The organism is Catenulispora rubra, assembly GCF_015356825.1.
Classification (GTDB): Bacteria; Actinomycetota; Actinomycetes; order Streptomycetales; family Catenulisporaceae; genus Catenulispora; species Catenulispora rubra.
Window position 1 is genome coordinate 17,606 of record NZ_JAACYW010000055.1, and the last position, 23,709, is coordinate 41,314.

Genomic DNA, 23,709 nt, shown 5'->3' on the forward strand with positions numbered 1-23,709 from the left:
TCCGTGGGCGCCTCGATCGTCTGCTCCGTCACGATCCGACCTCCGCCTCGGTCGCCGCCGCACCGAGCTGCGAGCGAACGATGTCCCGGTAGACCTCGTTGGTGCGCAGCAGCTCGTCGTGGGTGCCGATGCCGGCCACGTGCCCGCCGTCCAGCACCACGATCCGGTCCGCGGCCCGCGCCGTGCTGGCCCGCTGCGCGACCACCAGGACCGTCGAGCCCGCCGTCTCGATCGCCAGGGCGCGGCGCAGCGCGGCCTCCGTGGCGAAGTCGAGGGCTGAGAAGGAATCGTCGAACAGATACACGGCAGGCCGCCTCACCAAAGCTCGTGCGATCGCCAGCCGTTGTCGTTGTCCGCGAGAGAAGCCGGCACCGCCCTGCGTTACCGGTGCGTCGAGCCCGGCGGGCTGGGCGGCGACGAAGTCCTCGGCCTGCGCTGTGCGCACCGCGTCCCACAACTCCTCGTCGGTCGCCTCCGGCCGGCCCATGCGCAGGTTGGACGCGATCGTCCCCGACAGTAGATAAGGCTCCTGCGGAACTAGCGTCACGTGCGCCGCCAACGTCTCAGGCGCCAGGGCTCTGACATCCTGCCCGCCGATCTCGATCCGGCCGTCGGTGGCGTCGATCAGGCGGCAGGCCAGCGCCAGCAGCGTGGTCTTGCCGGTGCCGGTCGAGCCGACGATCGCGGTCGTGGTGCCGGGCTCGGCGACCAGATCGACGCCGGACAGCACGTGTTCCTCGGCGCCGGGGTAGCGGAAGCCGACGCCGTGCAGCTTCACCCAGCCGGGCCGGCTCACCTCCCGCACCGGATCCGGCGGCGAGGCCACCTCGGGCACCGTGTCGAGCACCTCGGCCACGCGCACCGCGCACACCTGCGCACGCGGCAGGCCGATGACGAAGAACGCCGCGGACAGCAGCGCGCCCTGGATCATCACCAGATACGTGAGGAACGCCGTGAGCGCCCCGATCCGCATCCCGTGCCCGACCCGGTTCGAGCCGATCCACACCGCGGCCACCCCGGCGACGTTCACCAGGTTCACCACCAGCGGCATCAGCAGCGTCGAGACGCGGCCCAGCCGCGCCGAGACGTCGGCCAGGCCGCGGTTCGCGCCCTCGAACCGGGCCCGTTCGGCCGGCTGCCGGACGAAGGCGCGGGTGACCCGGATCCCCGCGATCTGTTCGCGCAGCACCCGGTTCACACCGTCGATCCGCTCCTGGAGCGTCTGCGACAGCGGCCGCATCCGGCGCACCAGCGCCGCCACGATCAGCGCGAGCGCCGGCACCAGCGCGGCCAGCAGCCCCGACAGCGCCACGTCCTGGCCCAGCGCCATCGCCACCCCGCCGACGGCCAGCACCGGCGCGGTGACCGCGGCCGTGAGCGCCGCCGTCAGCAGCATCTGGATCTGCTGCACGTCGTTGGTGGTCCTGGTGACCAGCGAGGACACCGGGAGTCGGGCCATCTCCGGCGCCGAGAAGTCCTGGACGTGCTCGAACACCGCCGCGCGCAGGTCCCGGCCCATCGCCGTCGATACGCGCGCGCTGAGCAGCACCGCCGCCACGGCCGCCGCGCCCTGCGCGATCGCGGCGCCGACCATCGCCGCGCCGTACCGGAGCATCAGGGCTTTGTCGTGGCCCAGTACCCCGTGGTCGATGATGGCCGCGTTCAGCGCCGGCAGGATCAGCAGGGCCACGGTCTGTAGCGCCTGCAGGACCAGGACGGCCCAGATCATGCCGGTGTAGGGCCGGGCGAAACGGCGGAGCAGCTCGATCACGACGCCGGCACTCCTTCCATCAGCAGCTCGTTCTTGCCGATCGGCGCGCTGCTCGCCAGGCGTGCTCCGGCTGCGGCGAACATCTGTCGGTACTCCTCCAGCGAGCGGTGCCGGCCGTCGGAGAACACCATCAGCTGCAAGTCCTTCAGCAGGACCTCGATCGGGGCCTGGACGGTGTCCACGACCTCGTCCACGACCAGCACCTTGCCGTAGCGGTCCAGGCAGCGGCCGATCAAAGCCGAAGAGTCGGCGTCGGACCAGCTGTGCACGACCGCCGACAGCAGGCACACGTCGGCCTCGCCGGGCAGATCGGTACGGAAGTCGCCGGCGACGACCTCGCAGCGTTCTGCGACGCCGTAGCCCGCCAGCACCTCCTGCGCACCGGCGACGGCGTACGGAAGGTCGACCAGGACTCCGCCGAGGTGCTGGTTCCGACTAAGAATCTCGCCGAGGATCGCGCCCCGGCCGCCGCCGATGTCGGCGACGCGCCGCACCGAGCCGAAATCGAAGGCCTCTGCGATGGCCGCACCGCGCCGCCGCGCCTCCTCGGTGGTGCGGCCCATCATGGTCTCGCCGACGCCCGGGGTCTTGTCGAAATACTCGAAGGAGTTCGACCCGTAGTGCTGCTCGAAGGCCGACCGGCCGGTCGTCACCGATTCCAGCAGCCGGCCCCAGCTGTCCCACTGCCAGGCCTCGCCGGCCGCACGCACCCGCGGCCACTGCGAGCCGGGGACGTCGGTGCGCACCAGGGTGCCGCGCGCGGTGAGTTCGAACGTCCCGTCGGGCAGCTCGTCGACCAGCTCCATCGCCCGGCACAGGCGCAGCAGCCGGGTCAGCGAGCCCTCGTGCGCGCCGGCCTTCAGCGCGAGGTCGGCCGCCGTGGCGGGGCCGGCGGCCAGCGCGTCGGCGATGCCGAGCTCGGCGAAGACGTACAGGGCCTGGCTGAGCCGGTACCCCAGGGCGAGGGAGCGCAGCGCCTTGGCATCCGGATCCATGGAACCGCCTTTCTCAGTCATCGGACATTGGATATCGGAGTGTGGGGCAGCTTCGGAAACGCCTCGGCGGCGGGCAGGTCGGGGTTGCCGGCGGCTCGGATCAAGGTCTGCTCCAGATCGCGCAGGAAGCCCGCGGGCCCGTGCGATCCGAGAAACCGCCGCTCACCGCCGAGTCGGAGGTAGGCCTGCTCGGAGGTGTTGTGGACGTGCACGAACAGGTTGGCCGTCTTCGGCGCGTTCCCGGGTGGCAGCTCACTGATTCGCGTCCGGGGGAGCGCCGCTTTGATCCCGGCGGCCAGCTCTGATGCCACGATGGGATCCGCGGCGCCATACCGCTGCCGTTCCAACCGGACGTCGTTGACGAAGCAGTACCCTTCGCTGCCGTCCAGACCGCGACTCCGCGCCGTCTCCGCCATCAGGGCATCGAGCTTGCGCGGATCGATCTCGCAGTTCCGCAGCGCGGAGAGCTGAGCGCCGGCCGTTTGCTGCACAAAAGCCGAAATCGGCTCATCGCGGACGCTCACCCGGAACAGGGCATTGAGATTGAACGCGCCGACGAGGTTGCGCGAGGCGGGCAGGAACCGGGTGGCGACGATCAGCCGCAGCGCCGTCTCCGTCTCGCCGGTGTATCCGGCGAGCACCAGCGCCAGACCGGCCAGGACCGGCGTTCCGGCCTCCACGCCGAAGCGGGCCGCCAGCGAGCGTGCGGCCAACGCCATGGCGGGGGAGTCGATCCGGGCCCACAGGAAGTCGGGCTGATCGGCCCGTCCGGCATGCATCAGCATGGGCTCCGGCAGATCGCCGAGCCGGTCGGCCCAGAAGGCCAGGGCCCGGCGCTCGCGCGCCAGACCGGTCTCCGAGGCCTCGTACTCGGCCCGCGCCAGCGGCTGCTGGCCGGCCGGCCCGAGTTCCTGGCCGGCAAGGAGTTCCAACAGGTCCGCCGACAGGATCGGGAAGCTGGATCCGTCGACCGCCATGTGCGAGATCGACGCGAACAACGCCTCGGGCACGCCGGCCCGTGTGACGAGTCCGAACCGGATCGGCAGATCGCGCGCGTTGTCGAACGGCTCCTGCCGCAGCTGCTCGCCGACGTTCTCCCGAGACGGCGCCGGGCTGCCCTCTTCGTGCGCATATATACGAAGCGACAGCTCTCCGGTCGCGTCGACTTCCTGGAGCGGGCCGTTCGGGCCCTGGAAGTACCGGGAGCGCAGCGAGTCGTGGCGTTCGACCAGCGCGGGCAGGGCACGTGTCACGCGGTCCAGATCGGTCCCCGGCGGTAGCTCCCACCAGGCGAGCCGGTTCAGGGTGACTGCGTCCGGACCGAGCCAGGCCAGCACGTCCCAGATCGCGGTCTGGCCCCAGGTGAGCGGACCGGTGCCGGACGTGGACCCGTGGAACGGTAGTGCCACTTCGTTCGCCGGTATCTCCGCCGACATTCCCGCCGACATTCCCGCCGCCCTCACCGGTGCCCGGATCCGGCAGCGGCGCGCACGGCCCGGTCCAGCTCGCCGACGATCCACTCCTGCAGATCGGTCTGCTCCCGCTCGGCGGCCTCCAACCACCGTTGGTACTGCTCGCGGCTCGGCTCCAGTTGCAGGCTCACATTGTGCCCCGGGCCGCGTCGACCGGCACGGCGGGCGTTCGCCTTCACGTGCCGGCGCAGCTCGTTGCGCGACCACTTGAGCCGCACGGCGAAGTCCAACCAGTGGTCCTGCTCGACCTCCGGCAGCGCCGCGACCTCCATGTGGTGCTGGAAAGTCAGGGTGTCTCGCCGGCGAGACGGCACGAAAGCGCGGGCGACCCACGCGTAGTTCCGCAGCGTCTGGTAGTCCAGCGTGGTCTCGGTCATGGCGCGCCGGTAGCGGTCCGGGTAGCGGTCGTGGCCGAAGACCAGCCAGTCGCCGATCCACCACGCCGAGGAGTCGCACACGGTGACCAGCCGCGTCCCGATCCGGCACCAGGCCTGCAGGTTCAGGTCCTCGGGCAGCTGCAGCCGGGTGCGGTCCACGACGGCGACCGCCTCCAGGCCGATGCCGTAGCCCCGCACCGGATCCGGCGGCGGCGCGGGTTCGGCCGGATCATGCGGTTTAGTCGACGCCATGTGCCCACTCACGCGGTGCGATCCCTTCCGGAGGCGACGGTTTCCAGCGCCCGAAGGGACCGTGACGAACGGGTGAATCAGATCTCTGATCGACGTTCGGCGCAGTGGTCCCCGTGGGGTCGAGTATGCATCAAACCCCCAACAACGGTCAGCAAGAACCAGACGGAATTTGGAAATCAGGCAACTGTCCGCACGGGGAAACGCTTCCCAGGACTCGCTGAACCGGTGTAATACGGCTCTTTGCTGACAACAAGGGCAAGCGGTCGGCCCAGCTCGCCGTCTCGCCGGCGAGACGGCGCGAGCACGCGTTCAGAATGCCTTGCGGCGCTTGGAATCCGGTGCGGATAATCCGAAGGTCACCAGCCGGACACGGCCGATATCCCGGATGGATACCTTGGTGGCGCCACGGGGCAGGTCCGGCGCATTTCCACCGGACCCGGCGCGGCGTACCCCGATGCCGTCGCGCGATTCCCGACTTGTCCTCGTCCATCTGCCCTGACCTGCGCCGGACCGGGAGATCTCATGCCTGATTCACTGTTCAGACAAACTGTGCTCAAGACTCCCCAGAAATCCTCGCCGCTGGACTTGTTGCGCCAGGAGATCCTGGATTCCCTGCCCGAATACCGAACGCACGGCCCGACCCACGCCTCCACTTGTTATGTGTGGCCGTCCTCGGAGTGCCCGGTCGGTTGCGGCCACTGCAACTACGCCTCCCCGCTGTCACTGAACCGCATGACCCGCTACAGCGTCGCCCGCGACCCGGGACCGGTGCTGCGGACCATGAACAGCATGGGCCTGTGGAAGGCCGTGCTCTCCGGCGGCGGCGAGCCGATGGTCGAGCCGGAGTTCTGCGAGCGCTTCGTGGCCGAGATCGACTCCCCGAACCTGGACGAGATCGAGCTCATCACCAGCGCGCACTTCGCCGAGACCGACGAGGAGGCCCGCGCGGCGCTGCTGCGGCTGGTCCAGGCCTGGCGCAACCGGACGCCGGACCTGGCCAAGGCCCGGTTCACCGTCCGCATCAGCCTGGACTGGTTCCACGCGCAGCGGATCGGCGTGGGACCTGCGGCGCGCGTCATCAGGATCCTGAGCGAGCCGGGCCTGGAAGACGTCGGCTGCTACATCCGCTCGGTGCTGCTGGACAACGACCCCACGATGGCCGACCTCGCCAAGGAACTCGGCGGGCACCTGACCGAGATGGACGACTACCAGCAGCGCATCGTGATCCCCGGCGGCCGCACCGTCCTGGCCTACCACAAGAACCTGATCATCGAAGGCCGGATGAACGAGCGCAAGCTGTCCCGGCTGCCGATCAGCGTCCCCACCGCCTCCCGCGCCGACGTGTTCGGCAAACGCTTCGAGAACGCCGGCGGCGAACAAGTCCCGGCCCGCACCTACAACGGGCCCACCGTCGTACACCTGGACGGCCTGGCCTGCCTGATCGACGACGACGGCAAAGCCCGGATCCTGGAGGGCAACGACCCCGGGCGCTGCGCCGACGTCCGCGACTTCCCCGACTGGCCGTCGGCCGTCTCCTACCTCTACGCCGACCCGCTCACGGTCTTCCTCGTCGACCACGGCCCGCAGGCACTGGCCGCGCTGATGGGGGACGCGTTCCCCGACGCGCCGCTCGCCGCCTCCGACACCAACCAGCTCTACCACCTCACAGAACTGCTGCTCACCACGCCCGAACGCCGGCTGTACGCGATGCTCCGCGTGCTGGAGATCCACCTCGCCGAGGAGCGCGTCACGGTCGACGCCGCGCTGATCGACCGGGCCTGGCGTGCGCTCGCCGACGAGGGTGTCGCCGTCCCGGATCGGGGCTGAGCGGCTGTGACATCGGCGATGCGTGGGGTGTCAGTGTTCTGTGTCGCGGGTCCACCGGGTGCCGGGAAGTCCACGGCGCTCATCGCGTTGGCCGCACGGCATCCGTGGCTGGCCCGGTTCGGCGTCCGGGACTACGGGATGAGCCTGGCTGAGGCGTCCGACCCGCTCGGCCTCGCGGTGCGCGACAGCCTGCTGCGCGGCGACCTGCTGACCGACGCACAGGTCCGCGAGGAGTTCGAGCACTTCCTCGCCCGGCTTCCGGGTGGCACGGGGGCGGTGGCCGTCGAGGGCTATCCGCGCAGCATGAGCCAGTGCACTGATCTGGCAGCCGCGCTCGACGGATGCGGGGCGCGGCCGGCTGCGCTGATCGTGGTCGACATCCCTGATGCGACGGCGCGCGAACGCGTGGTCGGCCGGGGGATCTGCACGCGCTGTGGAACCTCCGTCCCAGCGAGCAAGGGCCCTGACTGTCCGGATTGCGGTGGCGAAGTCCGAGCGCGCGAGGACGATGCTGCCGACAAACTGACCCGACGTCTCGCGGACTACCGGGCTTGCGATGCGGCGATCCGTGCCTCGTTCGACGAGCCCGGCCGGCTGTTCCTGATCGACGGTCTGCGCGATCCGCAGATCGTGGAGAAGGACCTTGAGACGGTGCTGTCGTCGGGACGGGGCGCGGCGTGGACATGATGACGGCGCGCCGCGAGGCGTTCGACGCTATGGCCGATATCCCTGCTGGCTCGGTCGTGGAGGCGTCGTTGGCGGCTGCCACGATCACCGTGCACGACTACGGTCTCGACGGCATCGCTGTCCCGGACAAGCTGGTGGAGACGGTGACCGATCTCCTGGATCGGGCCACCGGTCCCGGTGCCGCAGTGGTCGAGGGGCTGTCCGACTTCCTCGATGTCGATCTGGCGCGGAGCTTCCACGAGGCACTGTTCCGGCAGGTCTGGGAGAACTGCGCGTCCCGGTTGGGTGCTGAGCGGTTCGGTCGGCACGACCGGATCAAGGTGAATACGACCTCTGACGGCGCGATCCCTGTGGAGCTCTACGGCAGCGAGTGGAGCTTCAAGGACCTGCACAGCGATCGCGATGCCCTGCTGTTCTCCCACCTTTACGGCCCGGTCGCGGGCTTCGACGGCGGTGCGCTGCTGCTGGCCGACGTCCGAGGCTTCATGCGGCGTCATGGGCTTCGCTTCGCAGACCTCTTCGACTGGTCGGTCGAACCCACGCCGGGCAGCAAACCGGTGCTGCGCGCCGAACACGTGCCGCAGGTGCTGGCCGAGGCCGGGATCGACCTCGGTGCGCCGGGTCCGGACCAGATCATCTTCGTCAACAACTTCCCGGACGCCGGAATCCTGCACGGGGTCGCGCCGGTCGTGGTCACCGACCCGCAGCGCTACGTCCGCGAGTTCCATCGGTGCAGCGTCAAGCGAACGACCAGGAGCGATCCATGACCGACTCTTCCCGCCCCGAAGGCCGCCGGACTTCGATCATCGCCACGCTGGGCCCGGTCAGCGAGAGCCGGCCGGTGATCCAGGAGCTGGTCGCCGCCGGGATGGACGTCGTGCGGCTGAGCATGAGCAACGGCACGCGGGAACGCCATCTGTCCACGGTCCGGCTGGCCCGCGAGGCCGCGCGCGAACAAGGCCGCACGGTCCGGTTCCTGGCGGACCTGCAGGGCCGCAAGAACCGGATCGGCCGGCTGCCTGGCGGCACGGAGCAGTGGGACGCCGGGGACCGCGTCGTGCTCACGCGCGAGCCCGGGGAGCCGGCGCTGCGGCGGACGTGGATGACGTTCCCGTGGGATCCGGACACGACGCCGGTGGGCACGGCGATCCTCATCGACGACGGCGCGGTGACCTTGGAGGTCGTCGAGGTAGGTCGGGAGGAACTGCGCTGCGATGTTGTCGAGGGCGGCGTCCTGACCAATGGTCGAGGCCTGACGATCCCCGGCGTCACCGTCTTCCCGCCGGGCCTGTCCGAGCGCGACGCCGACGATCTGAAGTTCGCCGTCGACCTCGGCGTCGAGATGATCGCGCTGTCCTTCGCGTGCCTTCCCGGAGACGCCGAGGCGGTCCGGACGCTGGCCGGCGACCAGGCGGTCGTCGGCAAGGTCGAGAACCAGGCCGCCGCGGAGCGGCTGCCGCAGCTGGCGGCGGAGTTCGACGGGCTCATGGTCGCGCGCGGCGACCTGGCGGTCGAGCTGCCGTTCGAGGAGGTGCCGTTCGTGCAGCGGGCCGTGCTGGACCAGTGCCGGTACGCGGGCAAGACGTCGATCGTCGCGACCCAGTTGCTGCATTCGATGCGGACCGCGCTGCGTCCGACCCGGGCCGAGGTCGCCGACGTCGTGGCGGCGGTCCTCGGCGGTGCGGACGGGCTGATGCTGACCGGGGAGACCGGGTACGGCAGCCATCCGGTGCACGCCGTGCAGGTGTTGCGGCGCATCATCGAGCGCGCCGAGCAGGAGAAGCGGGACGAGGGGGCGGGCTGGTGAACCAGTTCTCTGCGATGGTCGAGCAGGTCGCGCCGGTGCTGCGGGCCAACGCAGCCCTCTGCGACGAGGAGTCGGCCTTTCCGGTGGCGTCGATGGCTGCTCTGCGGGAGAGCGGCTTGATGGGGCTGCTGGTCCCGCATGAGTACGGAGGCCTCGGCGGCGACCTGGCGGCGTTCGTCGAGGTGTCCCAGAAGCTGTCCACGCAATGCCTGTCCACGGGCCAGATCTGGGCTATGCACTGCTTCCAGGTCGACGCGATCGCGCGCCACGGCACGAGCGAACTGGCTGCGGCCGTCCTACCGGCCGTCGCCGACGGCCGCTGCTACATCGCCTCGGTCACCAGTGAGCGCGGCCGCAAGGCGGACCTGTTCAGCGCCGCGTCGCCGCTGCGGGCCGACGGCGATTCGCTGCTCATCGAGCGTTCCGCGCCGGTGGTCACCGGCGGAGCCCACGCCGACGGCTACCTGATCACGATGCGCGCCGCCGAGGACGCCGCCGAATCAGAGGTCTCCTTCGTCTACGCCGACCGTGCCGATCTGGTCTGCGAGGTCACGAGCGGCTGGAACGCGCTGGGGATGCGTGCCACGGACAGCATCGGCATGGAGCTCAAGGGACGCGTGCCGGCGACCAACCTCGTCGGCGGGCCCGGCGGGTTCGGTGAGGTCGCGCGGCAGAGCATGGTGCCGTTGTCGCATCTGGGCTGGTCTGCGTGCTGGCTCGGGGCTGCGCGGGGTGCGTTCGAAGGGCTCACCCGGTTCGCCGCCAAGCGCGGCGCCGACAGCCGGACCGATCTGTTCTACGAGCGGCTGGGGCGCGTCCGGATCGACCTGGAACTGCTCAGCGCCTACCTGCGCCGGGTCCGCGAGGAGGTCGAGCTGGCGCGGGTCGACGGCACGCGGCTGGACCACCCGCGGATCCGGCTGCAACTCAATACCCTGAAGATCACCGCGGCCGAGCTCAGTTTCCAGGCCGCGCACCGGATGATGCAGATCGCCGGGCTGCGCGCGGGCTATCTGAAGGACTCCGAGCTCGGCATCGAGCGGCTGTTCCGCGACCTGCGCTCGGCCGCCCTGAACCACGCCGACGACACCATGACGGTCGGGGTCGGCGCGCTGTCGCTGCTGGACCGCGGCGTGACGCTGATCTGAGGGGGAACCGCTGTGCCGACCTATCTCGTCGACCTCGCCGATCCGCTCCCGGCGCATCTGGCCGATGAACTCGCCAAGCGCGTTTACTACCTGGCCGTCGACATCGACTCGTTCACCTTGGTGCACGTCGGCGATCAGGTGACCGGCGTGCAGATCACGACTGCCGGCGCCGCCGATCGTGACGTCCTGGCTCGCAAGCTCGACCAGGTCAGCCGGGCCGAGGTGCTGCCGCAGCGGATGACGGTGGCCGAGCCGGTGTGGACGTCGCCGCATCCGGTCGTGCCGGTGTCAGGGGTCTATGACGAGTTGCTGGAGCTTGGCGCGGTCGTGGAGATGGGGCCGGGGGCTGTGGCCACCGGGGCGTTGTTCACCGATGTCCTGGATGCCTTGGACCGGCGCGTTCGGCGGATCGCCGTCGAGCTCTTCGGGGCCGTGCAGTACCGGTATCCGACGTTGATCAGTACCTCGGCGCTGCGTCTCGGTGGGTATCTGACGTCGTTCCCGCAGTTCGTGTTGTCTGCGAGCCATCTGTCCACCGATCTGGATGTCTATCGGGAGTTCGCCGACGCTGTCGCAGGGGTCGAAGATTTGGCCGAACTGTTCGAGCGCGGCAGTGCGCATGCCGGGTACTGCTTGGCCCCGACGATGTGCTTCCACACGTACTTGCAGTTCGCCGGTCGCCGGTTGCCGGCGGAGCCGACCGTGGTGACGTCGCGCGGGAAGTCCTTTCGCTTCGAGTCGCGGTACAGCCGGTCGCTGGAACGGTTGTGGGACTTCACGATTCGGGAGGTCGTTTTTCTTGGGGACGCTGCCACGGTGGCCCGGCAGCGGCAGGAGTTCCTGGACGCCGCGTGCGCGCTCGTCGAGGAGTTGGGGCTGGCGGGTCATGTGGAGCCGGCCAGCGATCCGTTCTTTGCCGGGGCTGAGGTGCCGACGCGGATGCTGGCGCAGCGGTTGCGGCGGTTGAAGTACGAGCTGCGGTTGCAGGTGGAGGACGGCCGGACGGTCGCGGCGGCTTCGTTCAACGTCCATGGCACGACTTTCGGCGAGCCGTATGGGATCGCGCTGGCGGATGGTGGGACCGCGTACAGCGCTTGCGTCGGCTTCGGTTTGGAGCGCTTCGCGTTCGCCTTCTTCTGCCGGTACGGCACTCGGCCGGACCGCTGGCCCGTCCGCATTCGCGAGCTGCTTGATGAAAGGCATCCATGACTGAGCACAGTGCGCCGGCCGCTCCTTGGCCACAGAGCTTTGACAAGTTGTTCCGCTCCTATCTCACGCTCGGCGAGGGTGAGGAGATGACGGCTGAGCTGAACCCGGCCGAGCGCGGGCTGGACTCGTTGGCGACCGTCGGGCTGCTGCTCGATTTGGAGCAGGCCTTCGGCGTCACGATTCCGGACGATCTGCTCGCGTCCCTGACCAACGCCGACATCGGCGGTTGGTGGGGGCTGTTGGAGCGTGCGGGGGCGTCGGCCGAGCAGCAAGCGGATCAGTAGAGGAGACCCCGATGGCGAGGAAGAACGGCCGCGAGCAGCATCTTTCGGCCCTGAGAAGCTTGTCCAGCATGCAGCCGCGCGAGCCGTTGGAGCGCGGTGTCGAGGCGATCCGGGCGCTTGGCGCTACCGAGGCGGCCGAGTTCCTGGACGCGCTGCGGATGCGCACGCTGGTCTCGCGGCGGTTGGCCGGTGTTGCCGAGACGGACCCTGTGGTGCGCGAGTGTGTCAGTGTTCTGTCGGGCAAGGTCGAGCGGCTGCGCTTCATGCACGAGGTGCTGGAGACGAACCTGCGGCGGGTCGAGGATATGGCGCTGGACCTCGGCATTCCGGTGTTCGGCGGGAAGGGGATCGGCGCGCACACGATGTATCCGGACCGGTCGGTGCGCGACTTCAATGACATCGACCTGTTCTTGCGGGACCGTGCCGATGCGGCGAAGGTGGCCACGGAGCTGCGGGTCGTGCACGGGTACCGGTATCAGCAGTATGAGTTGCCGTGGTTCAAGGTCGATCCGCGGGAGCGGGTGGTGTACGGGCAGATCGCGCTGGTCGCGCCGCCGGATCGGCCGGATCTGCTGAACGTGGACATCCACTTCGGGGACTATTCGGTGCGGCACTGCGGGCGGCTCGGGATCGCGGACGCGTTTTGGGCGGACAAGCCCGGGTTCCATGTGCTGGCGCCGGAGGAGAACCTGGCGTGCATTGTGAACAATGCGGCTGGGGACTACTTCGTGACGGCGAAGGACACCAACGACGTGCTGATGGCGCTGTCGCTGCCCGGCTTCGACACGGCGCGCTTCGCGGATCTGCTGCAGGGGGCGCATCTGGACGGATTCTTCGGCTTCATCGCCGCGACGCTGCGCGGCTCGACGGCGCTGACTGCGGAGCAGGAGCGTCGGCTGCGGGAGATCCCGGTCCGGCCGACGCTGGAGCCGCGGCCCCGGCCCGACACCGCGGACTGGAACCGGCGGTGCTTGGGGACGACGGTGCACGCTTTCGCCACGCGGCGGGAGTATGGGGTGGTGTCGGCGGTGCGGGTGGCGGCGGATGCGTTTTCGTACTACCGGAAGCGGCTGAAGCTGACAGCGGCTCCGGCTCCGGCTGGGGCGGGGGCGCCGGCGCGGCGCGAGGCGGCGAAGGCGATTGAGCTGAACCCGTGGACGTGCGTGCGGCTGGTGCCGGTGGACTTGGCGCTGGAGCTGGTGGCGGGTCGCGGCGGCTTTGGGGGCGGCGGGGGCGCGGCAGCACCGAGCGTCGCGACGCTGGACCTCGACCCCGGCATCGAACGCTTCGAGTCGCCAGCCGGCACCTACTTCCGCATCGACGGCGAGGTCTTCATCGGCACGGTGGACTACGTGCTCGACGAAGAGGTGATCCGCCAGGCCGCCGGGTCCACCGGATGATCGACCTGACGGGCCCGCCGCGCCCCTGGTCGCCCCGCCTGGCGCAGCGCTTCGCACACTGCCAGCAGGAGGCCCTCCGCACGCCCGAATGGTGGCGCGGCCCGGCACCGTTCGGAGAACCGGAGCTGCGCGACCGGCTGGCAGAGCTGTTCGGCGCACCGCCGGAACGGACGGTGGTCACCGGCGGGGTACGGCAGTTCGCCACAGTTTGGGCGGTGGTGGCACCCGCATCTGTACCCGAAGCTGGACGGGCTCCGATGGTCGTAGAGGTGCCGACGTTCGCTGATGTGCCCGAGATCATGGGCGCCGCGATCTCCGTCGAGGCTCGGGCATGGTCGAATCTCGGCGCCGTGCCGCAGATCGTCCCGCTGTGGCTGACCAACCCGTTCCGCAACCCCGATGGTCGCAGCCTCGGGCCGGAGCAGATCAGTGTCCTGGCCGACCGCATCGCTGCCGGCGTGCCGGTCGTGATCAACGAGGTCTACCGCTGGTACGGCCGCCCTGGCCCCGTTCCAGAGGGCGCGTGGATCGTCACGTCTCTCGCAAAGCTCGTGGGGCCGGGCGTTCGCCTCGGCTGGTTCGTGGCCCCGGATGCCGCGTCGATTGCCCGGCCACTGACCAGCGATGGCCCGCCGACCGCCTGGCAACGTTGCTGGGCCCGCTTCCTGGACGCGCATACCATCAATGCCCTGCGATCAGACATCGTCGAGGCCACGCTCGATGCCAAACGCGCCTTCCTCCAGCAGCTCACCGGCACGCCCGAGTGGCAGGGGAACTCCCCGCACCTCACTGTCGCGCACTCGACCATGGACGAGCCGACCGCGCTGCGTCGACTCGCCGACGCCGGCGTCCGGGCCTCACCGGGGGCCGCGTTCCGGACCCCGATCGCCGCGCTGCGGCTGGCGTTCTCCGGCGTGACGGTCGCTGAAGCCGCCGAGGCTGCGCGTGTCTTTGCGAAGGTCGGCGGCTTCAGTCCGGTGCTCTTCGACTGAGCATCGTCGGGGACTAGGGGAATAGTCGGGCTAGTCGTGCTGGTGCGAATGCTTCGCCGAAGTGGCCACCCGGCCGGCGTAGCGCTGCGTCCACGTCGTGTCGCTGTCGACCGTCAGGACCACGTCGTAGTAGCCCTGCAGAGTCGGCCACGTCACGACCCGCGTCTCGCCGGGGGCGACCGAGACATGCCGCGTTTCGCCGGCGTAGTCGTTGGCGGTCAGCGTGTACGCGACCCGCTTGGTGCCGTCGTTGTGCAGGGTGAACTTCACCTCGGCGCGGCTCTTGCCGTGGCCCTTGACCAGGTCCGCCTGCACGCAGGGAAGGCCCCCGTCGTGCTTGCCGGCGGGCGCGAGCTGACCGGCGAAGGAGCGGACGAAGCCGTCGTTGGCGTAGATCGAGAACGCGTACTTGCCGTCGTTGGCCTTCGCGTCCCAGACGTACGTGCGCGACTTCTTCTCGGTGACCGTGAACGGGGTGCTGGAGAACGGCTGGTACTTGTCCGGGAAGACCTGGAAACTCAGAGCCTTGCCAGTCGGGCCGCCGGCCAGCGTCATCGTGGCGGTGACCGTGCCGGCCTTGCGGTCCTCGGAGAGCGTGGCGTGCGGCTGGAAGCTCAGCGCGCGCGGCGTCATGTGGTCAGCGCTGATCGACACCGGCTTCTCGGCGAGCGGGTCCGGGAAGGCGGCCGGGCCCGGCTGCGGGTGGGCGAAGTCGATGGCGCTGGTCAGGTCGCCGGCGATGGAGCGCCGCCAGTCGCTGATGTTGGGGCAGGTGAAGGGCTTGCCCAGGGAGGCCGCCCAGACTTCGAGGAACCTGATCGTCGAGGTGTGGTCGAAGACCTCCGAGGCGACGTGTCCGCCGCGGGTCCACGGCGACACCAGTAGCATCGGCACACGCGGGCCGAAGCCGAGGGGGTAGGCGCCGGCGTACTCGTGGGCCGTGCCCGCCTCCGGCCACGGCGGGAGCACGTGGTCGAACTTCCCGTCGTTCTCGTCGTAGTTGAGGATGAACAGGGTGTGGTTCCAGATGTCGGGGTTGCTCTGCAGGATGTCGAGCACCTTCTTGGTGTAGCGCTCGCCGTGCATCGTGTCCGCGCCGGGGTGCTCGGACCAGCCGTAGGGCGCGACGATCCAGGAGACGGCCGGCAGCGGGTGCTCGGCGCCGGGCTGGCAGGCGTCGTGCAGGTCCTTCAGGACGGCGTCGAGGTTCACGTCGGAGTCGTCGTTCGGCGTGGTGGTGCCGGAGTAGTAGGCGGCGTTGCCGCGCCAGATCAGGCCGGTGCCGGGCTTCAGCTTGGGATCGTCGGCGCTCAGTCCGGCCGGCTCGAAGCCCTTGAAGTACTTCAGCTCGTTGTCGCCGTAGTCGCCGATCCAGCTGCTGACGTAGCCCTGCCGGCCGTCGCCGCTGTTGTCGGAGTAGAGGCGCCAGTCGATGCCGGCCTGCTGGAGCTGCTCGGCGACCGTGATCCAGGGGCGGGAGTAGTTGGACTCGTCGGTGTTGCCGGTCTCGCTGTTGGAGGTGCCGCTCCACAGGTACTTGCGGTTCGGGTCGGTCGGACCGAACTCGGAGCAGAAGTTCTGGTCGGCGATCGTGTACTGCGCCGCGACCGAGTGGTAAAAGCCCATGTAGGCGCTGCTGTGGTAGTTCATGCAGCTGGCGCCGTTGTGCTGCACCCACAGGTCCCACTTGCGGTGGTTCACGTCGCCCCAGGCGCCGTGATCGTTGCCCCACGCGCCGTCGTCGACCTGCGGGGTCACGACGTGGCCGCCGGTGCCCTTCTGCTGGAAGACGCTGGTGCCGTCCTGGAAGCGCAGCGCCTGCTTGTCGTTGAAGCCGCGCACGCCGGGGAACGCGCCGAAGTAGTGGTCCAGGGACCGGTTCTCCTGCATCAGGATGACGACGTGCTTCAGGTCGGACATGTCGCCCTTGAACCCGCGCGGCAGAGCGGCCCGGCCCGTCGCCGCGGCGGCCTGCGCACTGCCGGCCCCGGCGAACCCGCCGAGCACGAGCGACCCGGCGACCACGCCGGAGCCCTGGAGGAAGCGGCGGCGGGTAGCGCCGGTGGCGGTCTCGGGGCTGTTGCCGGGCGTCGAGTCGGACGTCGCGTCGGACGTCGCGCCAAGCGTCGAGTCGGGGTCGGGGGCGTTCGGATTGCGGATCATGGAATCTCCTGACAGAGGACTTGGACGCGCAGAAACGGCTGCCGCGGCCCGACCCGCTCGTGGAGGCGGGAGGTGTCACCGGCTCAGTCGGGGCACCTGCCGGAGGGTGGTGAGCGAGGGGTCGGGTGGCCGGGTGGCGGTGCGGCTAGGGAGCCGTGGCGTGGCAGAACTCCGGCTCACGACATGGGAGTGCCATCTCGTTGCGCCCAAGTTGGCTGTACAACTTTTGCGTTCTAGTAGGCGCGGCGATCAAGGCTCTTCCGTGAACCGGAGATGGCGGGGAACCGGAAGATCGTCGAAGACTTCGGTTTCGCGGGCGGGACGCAGGAAGCGAATACCGGCTCTTCGTCAGTACTTGTCCGTCGTGTCGTGCCACTGCCGGCTGGCTTTGGGCGTGACGTCGCGGACGTCCTGGAGGAACATCTGGAACAGCAGCTGCGTCGCCTCGGTGTTGGAGCCGACGTGCAGGCTGAAGTCGCCGTGCTGCTCGGACTTCATTCCGACGTAGCCGGGCAGGCCGCCTTCGTTCCCTGAGCCCGTCTGGAACGTGCGGCCGGGGAAGGCCCTCCGGAGGTTCGCGGGGCCTTCGCCCTCGCTGGCGGGGGCCATGTAGTCAGGGCTGAACAACACCTCGTGGGCGCCGGGCTTGAGGGTGAATTCCAGGGTGCGTTGGCTGGGGCGGCTTGCTGCCTCCGGGACGCGGCGGCCTGTGTTGCCCTTGGCCGCCTCGTCGTAGCTGCGGTCGTGGTTGAGCTTGTAGTAGTGGTGCGCCTGCTCCCAGTCGCCGAGGTGCTTCTTGACCGGCATGGCGCCGATCTGGGAGTCGGGGGCCGTCTTGGCCGCGTGGAAGGCTGTCGCGGACCTGTTTCCCGAGCTCCGCAGCCACTGTTCGGTGCCCGCGTGCTTGCCGGCGCCCTTCCAGGCCAGGATCGCCTCGGCCTCGTCGGAGTCCATCGTCCGGTACAGCTTCAGCTGCTTCTGTCCCGCCGCGCCTCTGCCCTCGCGCCGCAGACGCTCCAGCAGGTCGGGCGCCACCTTCTTGATGACGTCGTCGAGATCCCGCTTGCTTCCGCCGGCGCTGGCGGCCACCGGCGGGTTGTTGCCGGCCCGCGCCTGCCAGTGGGAGTTGGTCAGGACTTCCTTGGCGTCCGCCACACGCTGCACGGGACCGAGGGCCCGATTCACCGCGGCGTTGCCGACGGACCGCTGGAGCGCCAGGATCGAATCGGCGGTGGCAGGGCCCGGGCGTGCAGTGGTGTCCGTCCGGATCTGCGGCGTGTTCGTGCGGCGGGCCGGGGAAGTCTGACGCTCTGAATGCTGCTGCACCACAAAAGGATCTCAGAGGATCGCACGAACGGACGCGCCGCCGCTCAGAACGTTGAGGCTGCGACGACGGAGTGCACCGGCGCGCTTACCCGGCCGACCATGTGGTTCGGTGGGTCCGACGGACCATTTACGGGGCTTCCCCGGAGCAGTCGAGGCCGCCGGTGGTGTCCCATGTGGCGCCGGTGCTGTCGGTCACGGTGAGGTCCAGCGACCCCTGGCGGTTGACGTCGCACACGCCGATCACGACCTGGCCGTTGGCGCCGCCCCTGATGGCCGCGTTGTAGATGGGGGTCCAGGAGTACGCGTAGGGTGCCGTCCCGCCGGTCACCGTGGCGACGCAGACGAAGTGGCCGCCTCCGCTGCTGGAGCAGTCCGCTGAGGCGTACAGGCTGGTGGCGTGCGCCGGCGTGGCGATGCCGAACGCGGCGGCGGTGAGGAGCGCGGCGAGCGGTACGGCGGCGCGGCGCGCCGAGCGGTGCGCTGCGGACATGGTGGCCTCCCAGGGGTGTGAGTCAGGATCCTGCTTCAGGGCTTTGCTTCAGGGTTCTGTTTCACTGGTGATGCTGCATCGGGGGTGTCCGGGTCGCAAGACCTGTCGTCGGTGTTTTCCCCGAGCCGCCGTGCGCCGCGATGACGTCTTTCGAGTGACGTGGACCCGTTCGCATTGACGGCCGCGCCGTATCAGGCTTCTGTGATCCGCATGCGTAGAACCCTTCTGGCACTTGTCCTGGGCGCCGCGGGCTTGGCAGCCGCGGCTGTGCCTGCAACCGCGTCCGCCGCCGCGTCCACTGCATCCACCGCGTCCACCGCCGGCACCTCCGTCACGTCTGCGGCGAACCTGTCCGACAGCTGTTCCTCGGATTTCTTCGACGGCGATCGGCGCCTGGGGCCGAACACGCTGCCCGAGTGGGGTCCCGTCGGCTTCGAGCTGATCGGCTATCAGCGCACCGGCGGCTTGGCGGCCTCGCAGTTCCTTGCGACCTACTACAACCCGGCGGCCAACGGCGGCTCGGGCGGCTGGATCTACCCGCCCGACAACGGCTATGTGATCGCCCCCAACGGTCAGCCGCTGGAGTTCCACCTGACGCTGCCGCCCGGTACGGACATGGACCGGTTCGGCAGTGAATACGGGTCCTTCCTGGCGCCTGCGGGCCTTCCCTACGCGGCGCGCTCCATTCCGCCGCAGAGCCTCGTCAGCAATCCGGCCGCCACCTGCAATTATCACGACTACCAGGTGCTGAAGCCGTTCACCGTGGACGCGGGTCCCATCGCGGCGTGGTTCGCCCAGCCCGGCGGCGGCCTCCAGTACCAGCTGGACAGCACGCTCGTGCCCGGCGCGCCGAGCCAGCTGAACGTGATGTGGTTGGTCAACAACGGCTATCTGGGGCGGATCGGCTGACCGGTCGGGACTCCGCGCCCGCGCCCAAAACGTAGAGCGCTCGGCTGGGTATGACCCAGCCGAGCGCTTCAGCTTTCTGCGTTCAGTTCCGGACCGGACTGCCGACGACCTCCGGCTGGAGCGCCGGGCCCGGTGTCACCGTCTGCCGCCCCTTGCGACCACGGCGCCAGTTGCGCTCGCCGAGCAGGATCATCACCGTCGGCAGCAGCACCACGCGGATCACCGTGGCGTCCAGCAGGATCGCGACCGCGAGCCCCACGCCGAGCTGCTTGAAGTCCTGCATGTCGAGCGTCCCGAAGACCGCGAACACCGCCACCATGATCGCCGCGGCGCTGGTGATGGCGCCGGCGGTGGCGCGCAGGCCGTGGGCGACCGCGTCCTTGGTGCTCAGGCCGCGCTCGCGCGCCTCGCGGATCCTGGAGACCACGAACACGTGGTAGTCCATGCTCAGGCCGAACAGGACCACGAACACGAACAGCGGGATCCAGGACTCCAGCGCGCCGACGGCCTTGGTTCCGACCAGCCCCGCGCCCCAGCCGTGTTGGAAGACCGCGACCATCACCCCGTACGCCGCCGCCGTGGACAGCAGGTTCAGCACGATCGCGGTGGCCGCGATCACCCAGCTGCGGAAGGCGAAGAGCATCAGCAGGAAGGTCACGGAGACCACGAACACGAACACCGGCAGCAGGCTGCGGTCCAGTTGGCGGTTGAAGTCGGTGCTCAGGGCCAGCGAGCCGCCCGTCGCCGCGGTGGTGTGCGGGATGGCGCCGAAGGTGTGCGGGACGATCGTGTCGCTGATCTTCGTGATCGCCGCGACGGCCTGGGCGTCGGCGTCCCGGCCGGCGACCGGGAACAGGATCTTCAGGACGTGCTGCGCCGGGTACGGTGTCACCTGGACCGGCCCGGAGCCGAGCGCGCCGTCGGCCGCGGCCTGGGTCTTGAACGCCTCCACGGCCTGGGTGACGGCGGGCGCGGCCACATCAGGGGTCTGCACCACGATCATGCCCGGCGACGGGCTGGCCGGGAACTCGGCGCTGATCTCGTTGTAGGTCTGGACCAGCGGGCTGTTGGCGGGCAGGAGCTGGTTGACGCTCAGGGACTGCGTCTTCATGCCGAGCGCGGGGATCGCGAGGACGATCAGGGCGCCGGTGGCGAGGGCGGCGAAGAACTTGGGGTGGTTGAGGACCTTGGCCATGGTCGCGTTCCAGAGGCGATCAGTCTTCGCGGGGGCCGGCCGGGCCGGGTGCGCCGGGTAGGCCGCGTTGGTCGGGCTGCCCGGGTATCCCGGGTTGATCGGGTAGCTCTGGACGGTTGCGTAAGCCGGGCCGGCCTGGCGGGCCGAGCGGTGGCGCCGGTTCTTGCGCCGTCCCCAGTCGATCCGGTCGCCGAGCATCGACAGCAGCGCCGGCAGCACGGTGACCGAGCCGAGCATCGCGATGGCCACCACCAGGATGGAGGCGAGGGCGAAGCCGTCGAAGATGTGCATGCCGGTCAGGAACATCCCGGCCATCGCGACCATCACGGTGATGCCGGAGACCAGGATCGAGTGCCCGGAGGTGGCCGCGGCGACGTTCAGCGCCTCCTGCGGGCTCCGGCCGGCCGCCCGCTCCTGGCGTTCCCGGCGCAGGTAGAACAGGCAGTAGTCGACGCCGACCGCCAGGCCCATCAGCAGCATCACCGAGGTCGAGGTCGAGGCCACCGGGATGGCGTGCGAGATGAGGTCGAGCAGCCCGAGCGCGGCCACGAACGCGGTCACCGCCAGCAGCACCGGGAGCGCGGCGGCGATCAGCGCGCCGAAGGCGGCCAGCAGGATGCCGAAGGCCAGCGGCACCGCGGTCCACTCGGCGCGCTTGAAGTCGCTGCCCAGCGACTCGTTCAGCCACTTCTGGCCCGAGGCGTCGCCGAACTCGTCGAACTTCATGTCAGGGTGCTGAGCGCGGACCTTCGCGACCGCGTCCAGGATCGGCTGCGCGTGGTCGGACGCCTTGTCGGGGGCCCCGACGACGTCGAAGACGACCAGCGCGGAGTGCTTGTCCTTCGAGATCAGGCCGGCGCTGTAAGGGCTCTGAATCGGCGCGCTCTGCTTGGTGTTTTGCACCCCGGAGACGACTGCGTCCACGGCCGTCCGGAAGGATGCCGCGTCAGTGGTCTGCGACGCACTGTGCACCAGCACCATTTCCGATGCCGGGTCGGACAGCCCGGCGTTCTGCAGGATCTGCAGCGCCTGCGCCGAGGAACCGACGCCGTTCTGCGCGTCGGTCAGCCCCTGCTGCCCGACGGCGCCGCCGACGACCGTCGCCAGAACCACGAAAAGGAGCCAGCCGAACACGGCCGTCTTCCGATGCCTTGCGCTCCAGCCGCCTAGCGCGGCGGCGACGCTGCGTTCGCGAGTCATCGTCTCTCCTACCCCCTCCGGGACCACCGGTGCGGGTCACCGGTACGTCCTCAAAGGTAGAAAAGACCAGGTCAGCGAGACATAGGGCTAGGTGGTGTCTTGACGGTGTAACTAAGTACACCCCTAAGAGGGCTGTTAGACCCCGTGTGCGGCGGGCGCGCGCGTGCGGGGCCGCCGGGGCGTCAGGGCGTCAGCCTCAGGACCGCAACGCGTCGATCCGCTTCCAGACCCGCACGGCCAACTCGTACGCCGTGAGCTCGTCGCACAATGTCGCCGTCTGCCGCAGCAGCGCCAGCGCCTCCTTGGTCCGGTCCACCGCGGCCAGGGCCTCGGCCCGGACGAGGTTGGCCCGGACCAGTTCGGTCTCGGTCAGCGGGGCGTGGCCTGCGGTGAGCCCGGTGCGGGCCAAAATCGAGGTGGCGGCGGGCGGCGGTGGGCATGCCGAGGCGGGAATAGGCGATGCACGCGACCCAGTGCGTGCGGCCGCGGACCGCCGTCGAACTGGTGCACGTAGTGCCGGCGGAGGTTGTGCGGAAGGCGCTGGTCGCGGCCTGATCCCTACGCGGCCTGGTCCCTCGGACGCCGCTGGAACGTCAGATGCACGACCCCACTCGGGCTCGCCACCGTCTCGACGTCGAACCGCTCCTCGATCCCTTCCAGCCCGTCCCAGAGCCGGACGCCGCGCCCCAGCACGATCGGCACGACCACCAGGTGCATCTCGTCGATCAGGTCGGCGGCCAGGAACTCCCGCACCGTGGTCGGCCCGCCGCCGATCCGCACGTCCAGATCGCCGGCCGCTTCCTGTGCCACCCGCAGCGCCTCCTCCGGCTTCGCGTCGAGGAAGTGGAAGGTGGTGCCGCCTTCCATCGTGATCGGCGGGTGCGGGTGGTGGCTCAGGATGAAGCACGGGGTGTGGAACGGCGGCTCGGCGCCCCACCAGCCCTTCCAGTCGTCGTCGTCCTTCCACGGGCCGGTCTGCGGGCCGAACTTGGCGCGGCCCATGATCTCGGCGCCGATTCCCTCGTTCCACCTGGCGGCGAAAGCGTCGTCGACGCCGCGACCGCCCCCGCGCGGGCCGAACATGGCACGGAAGGTGCTGGTGGCCAGGAGCCACTTCGTCAGCCGCTGGCCGGCGGTGCCGAACGGGGCTTCGAAGGTCTGGTCCTCGCCGGTTCCGTAGCCGTCCAGAGAGATCGAGAAGTTGTGGACGCGGACCAGGGGCATCGCGGTGGCTCCTTGCTGTGCTGGGGTGCAACCTCGCCGACTTTAGTGAGATATGGGACGAAATGGGGTTGGGCGCGCCGCACCAGCCGGAAATCGATACGCCGGTTCCGCGGTCGCCCAGTCGGCACCCGCCTCGTAGGCTGCTTGCGTCACCGGCCCGAGGTATGGAGGTACGTTGAGATGAGTGAGCGACGGCCACCCTCGGCCGAGGACTTCGACCAGTGGTACGCGAACATGGCCGTCACGTCGTCGGGGGACGAGGTCAAGCGGCGGTTCCTGGGCCTGCCGGCCCACGTCCTATCGTCGAGCCTGCTGGCCTGGGACGGCCTGGCCGAGGTAGTCGAGGCCCTGCGCCTGCAACCGGGGGATCGGCTGCTGGACCTGGCGTGCGGGCGCGGCGGATACGGCCTGGAGATCGCCGCGCGGACCGGCGCGACGCTGACCGGTGTCGACTTCTCCCGCGAGGCGATCACGCAGGCCAGGGGGCTCGCGCAGCAGCGCGGCATCGACGCCGAGTTCCGGGTCGGCGACCTGGCGGACACCGGCTTGCCGGCCGCGTCGGTCGACGCCGTCGTGTGCGTCGACTCGATTCAGTTCAAGTCGGACGTCGCATCCTTCCAGGAGATCCACCGCGTGCTCGCCCCTGGCGGCCGCGTCGCCCTCACGACCTGGGAAGCCCTCGACCGCACCGACGAGCGTGTCATGAAGCTGATTCGGGTGGTCGACACCGAGTCGGCGCTGAAGCAGGCAGGGTTCGTCGACGTCGAGGTCCGCGACCGTCCGGAATGGTGCTCGACCGAACGCGCGCTGTGGGACGAGGCCGCGAGCCTCGACCCCGGCGACGATCCCGCCCTGCAGTCCCTGCACGACGAGGCGCTCCGCGTACTGCCCAGCTTCGACCTGACCCGCCGAGTACTCGCCACCGCGAGCGTTGGCCAGTGAACGAGGCCCAGCACTCCAGCGCCGGGCGCCTGCTCACCC

21 protein-coding genes are annotated in these 23,709 nt (G+C 69.8%); 11 read left to right on the forward strand and 10 right to left on the reverse strand.

All coding sequences use genetic code 11. The features are described 5' to 3' along the window. Positions 1–28 precede the first annotated feature (28 nt). Genes GWK61_RS17765 through GWK61_RS17780 form a run of 4 tightly spaced genes read right to left on the reverse strand, consistent with a single transcriptional unit; the run spans position 29 to position 4,867 of the window. On the reverse strand, positions 29–1,729 hold the full coding sequence (locus GWK61_RS17765; protein ID WP_194909525.1) for an ABC transporter ATP-binding protein: 1,701 nt from the start codon (positions 1,727–1,729) through the stop codon (positions 29–31). A 38-nt stretch (positions 1,730–1,767) separates the two neighbouring features. After that, the gene (locus tag GWK61_RS17770) at positions 1,768–2,787 is read right to left on the reverse strand and encodes a methyltransferase (RefSeq protein ID WP_194909502.1); all 1,020 of its coding nucleotides are present in this window, start codon (positions 2,785–2,787) and stop codon (positions 1,768–1,770) included. After that, positions 2,784–4,202 carry a condensation domain-containing protein gene (locus GWK61_RS17775; protein WP_194909503.1) on the reverse strand — a complete coding sequence of 473 codons (1,419 nt, stop codon included), beginning with the start codon at positions 4,200–4,202 and terminating at the stop codon, positions 2,784–2,786. The genes GWK61_RS17770 and GWK61_RS17775 overlap by 4 nt, the downstream gene beginning before the upstream one ends. Positions 4,203–4,225: 23 nt before the next feature. Then, positions 4,226–4,867 carry an LmbU family transcriptional regulator gene (locus GWK61_RS17780; protein ID WP_194909504.1) on the reverse strand — a complete coding sequence of 214 codons (642 nt, stop codon included), beginning with the start codon at positions 4,865–4,867 and terminating at the stop codon, positions 4,226–4,228. A gap of 522 nt (positions 4,868–5,389) precedes the next feature. Here GWK61_RS17780 and GWK61_RS17785 point away from each other — a divergent pair. From GWK61_RS17785 to GWK61_RS17825, 9 genes are read left to right on the forward strand one after another with little or no spacing between them, the layout of a single operon-like run. Then, on the forward strand, positions 5,390–6,694 hold the full coding sequence (locus GWK61_RS17785) for a hypothetical protein (protein ID WP_228562493.1): 1,305 nt from the start codon (positions 5,390–5,392) through the stop codon (positions 6,692–6,694). Between the two features lie 18 nt (positions 6,695–6,712). Continuing rightward, positions 6,713–7,381, forward strand: a complete 669-nt coding sequence (locus tag GWK61_RS17790; RefSeq protein ID WP_228562494.1) for an adenylate kinase family protein — start codon at positions 6,713–6,715, stop codon at positions 7,379–7,381. Beyond that, positions 7,378–8,148: a hypothetical protein gene (locus GWK61_RS17795; protein WP_194909528.1), complete on the forward strand. Its 771-nt coding sequence runs from the start codon at positions 7,378–7,380 to the stop codon at positions 8,146–8,148. The genes GWK61_RS17790 and GWK61_RS17795 overlap by 4 nt, the downstream gene beginning before the upstream one ends. Next, a complete protein-coding gene (pyk, locus tag GWK61_RS17800) occupies positions 8,145–9,188 on the forward strand; it encodes a pyruvate kinase (RefSeq protein ID WP_194909506.1) in 1,044 nt (347 codons plus the stop codon). Before GWK61_RS17795 ends, pyk begins: the two co-directional genes overlap by 4 nt. Beyond that, on the forward strand, positions 9,185–10,336 hold the full coding sequence (locus tag GWK61_RS17805) for an acyl-CoA dehydrogenase family protein (RefSeq protein WP_323747624.1): 1,152 nt from the start codon (positions 9,185–9,187) through the stop codon (positions 10,334–10,336). Before pyk ends, GWK61_RS17805 begins: the two co-directional genes overlap by 4 nt. A 12-nt stretch (positions 10,337–10,348) precedes the next feature. Then, on the forward strand, positions 10,349–11,545 hold the full coding sequence (locus GWK61_RS17810) for a class-II aminoacyl-tRNA synthetase family protein (protein ID WP_194909507.1): 1,197 nt from the start codon (positions 10,349–10,351) through the stop codon (positions 11,543–11,545). Next, entirely contained in the window at positions 11,542–11,829 is a 288-nt protein-coding gene (locus tag GWK61_RS17815) for a phosphopantetheine-binding protein (protein ID WP_194909508.1), read from the forward strand. Before GWK61_RS17810 ends, GWK61_RS17815 begins: the two co-directional genes overlap by 4 nt. A gap of 11 nt (positions 11,830–11,840) precedes the next feature. Then, positions 11,841–13,229 (forward strand): nucleotidyltransferase family protein, encoded by a 1,389-nt coding sequence (locus GWK61_RS17820; RefSeq protein ID WP_194909509.1) that lies wholly within the window; start codon positions 11,841–11,843, stop codon positions 13,227–13,229. Beyond that, entirely contained in the window at positions 13,226–14,221 is a 996-nt protein-coding gene (locus GWK61_RS17825; RefSeq protein ID WP_194909510.1) for an aminotransferase class I/II-fold pyridoxal phosphate-dependent enzyme, read from the forward strand. The genes GWK61_RS17820 and GWK61_RS17825 overlap by 4 nt, the downstream gene beginning before the upstream one ends. 30 nt (positions 14,222–14,251) lie before the next feature. Here GWK61_RS17825 and GWK61_RS17830 read toward each other — a convergent pair whose 3' ends face one another. The 3 genes from GWK61_RS17830 to GWK61_RS17840 all read right to left on the reverse strand — a co-directional run bounded on the left by GWK61_RS17830 (position 14,252) and on the right by GWK61_RS17840 (position 18,200). After that, a complete protein-coding gene (locus GWK61_RS17830; RefSeq protein WP_194909511.1) occupies positions 14,252–16,384 on the reverse strand; it encodes an alkaline phosphatase family protein in 2,133 nt (710 codons plus the stop codon). A gap of 348 nt (positions 16,385–16,732) precedes the next feature. Beyond that, on the reverse strand, positions 16,733–17,710 hold the full coding sequence (locus GWK61_RS17835; RefSeq protein WP_194909512.1) for a hypothetical protein: 978 nt from the start codon (positions 17,708–17,710) through the stop codon (positions 16,733–16,735). 127 nt (positions 17,711–17,837) lie between these two features. After that, positions 17,838–18,200 (reverse strand): hypothetical protein, encoded by a 363-nt coding sequence (locus GWK61_RS17840; protein WP_194909513.1) that lies wholly within the window; start codon positions 18,198–18,200, stop codon positions 17,838–17,840. A gap of 210 nt (positions 18,201–18,410) precedes the next feature. Between GWK61_RS17840 and GWK61_RS17845 the strand changes: the two genes are divergently transcribed. After that, the gene (locus GWK61_RS17845; protein WP_194909514.1) at positions 18,411–19,109 is read left to right on the forward strand and encodes a TNT domain-containing protein; all 699 of its coding nucleotides are present in this window, start codon (positions 18,411–18,413) and stop codon (positions 19,107–19,109) included. Positions 19,110–19,191: 82 nt separating this feature from the next. Here the strand turns inward: GWK61_RS17845 and GWK61_RS17850 are convergent, their stop codons facing one another. The 3 genes from GWK61_RS17850 to GWK61_RS17860 all read right to left on the reverse strand — a co-directional run bounded on the left by GWK61_RS17850 (position 19,192) and on the right by GWK61_RS17860 (position 22,728). Next, positions 19,192–21,504 (reverse strand): MMPL family transporter, encoded by a 2,313-nt coding sequence (locus tag GWK61_RS17850; RefSeq protein WP_194909515.1) that lies wholly within the window; start codon positions 21,502–21,504, stop codon positions 19,192–19,194. 196 nt (positions 21,505–21,700) lie between these two features. After that, positions 21,701–21,913, reverse strand: a complete 213-nt coding sequence (locus tag GWK61_RS17855; protein WP_194909516.1) for a hypothetical protein — start codon at positions 21,911–21,913, stop codon at positions 21,701–21,703. 149 nt (positions 21,914–22,062) lie between these two features. Then, positions 22,063–22,728 (reverse strand): dihydrofolate reductase family protein, encoded by a 666-nt coding sequence (locus tag GWK61_RS17860; protein WP_194909517.1) that lies wholly within the window; start codon positions 22,726–22,728, stop codon positions 22,063–22,065. Positions 22,729–22,908: 180 nt separating this feature from the next. Here GWK61_RS17860 and GWK61_RS17865 point away from each other — a divergent pair, with 180 nt between their 5' ends. Beyond that, the gene (locus GWK61_RS17865) at positions 22,909–23,670 is read left to right on the forward strand and encodes a class I SAM-dependent methyltransferase (RefSeq protein ID WP_194909518.1); all 762 of its coding nucleotides are present in this window, start codon (positions 22,909–22,911) and stop codon (positions 23,668–23,670) included. Positions 23,671–23,709 lie beyond the last annotated feature (39 nt).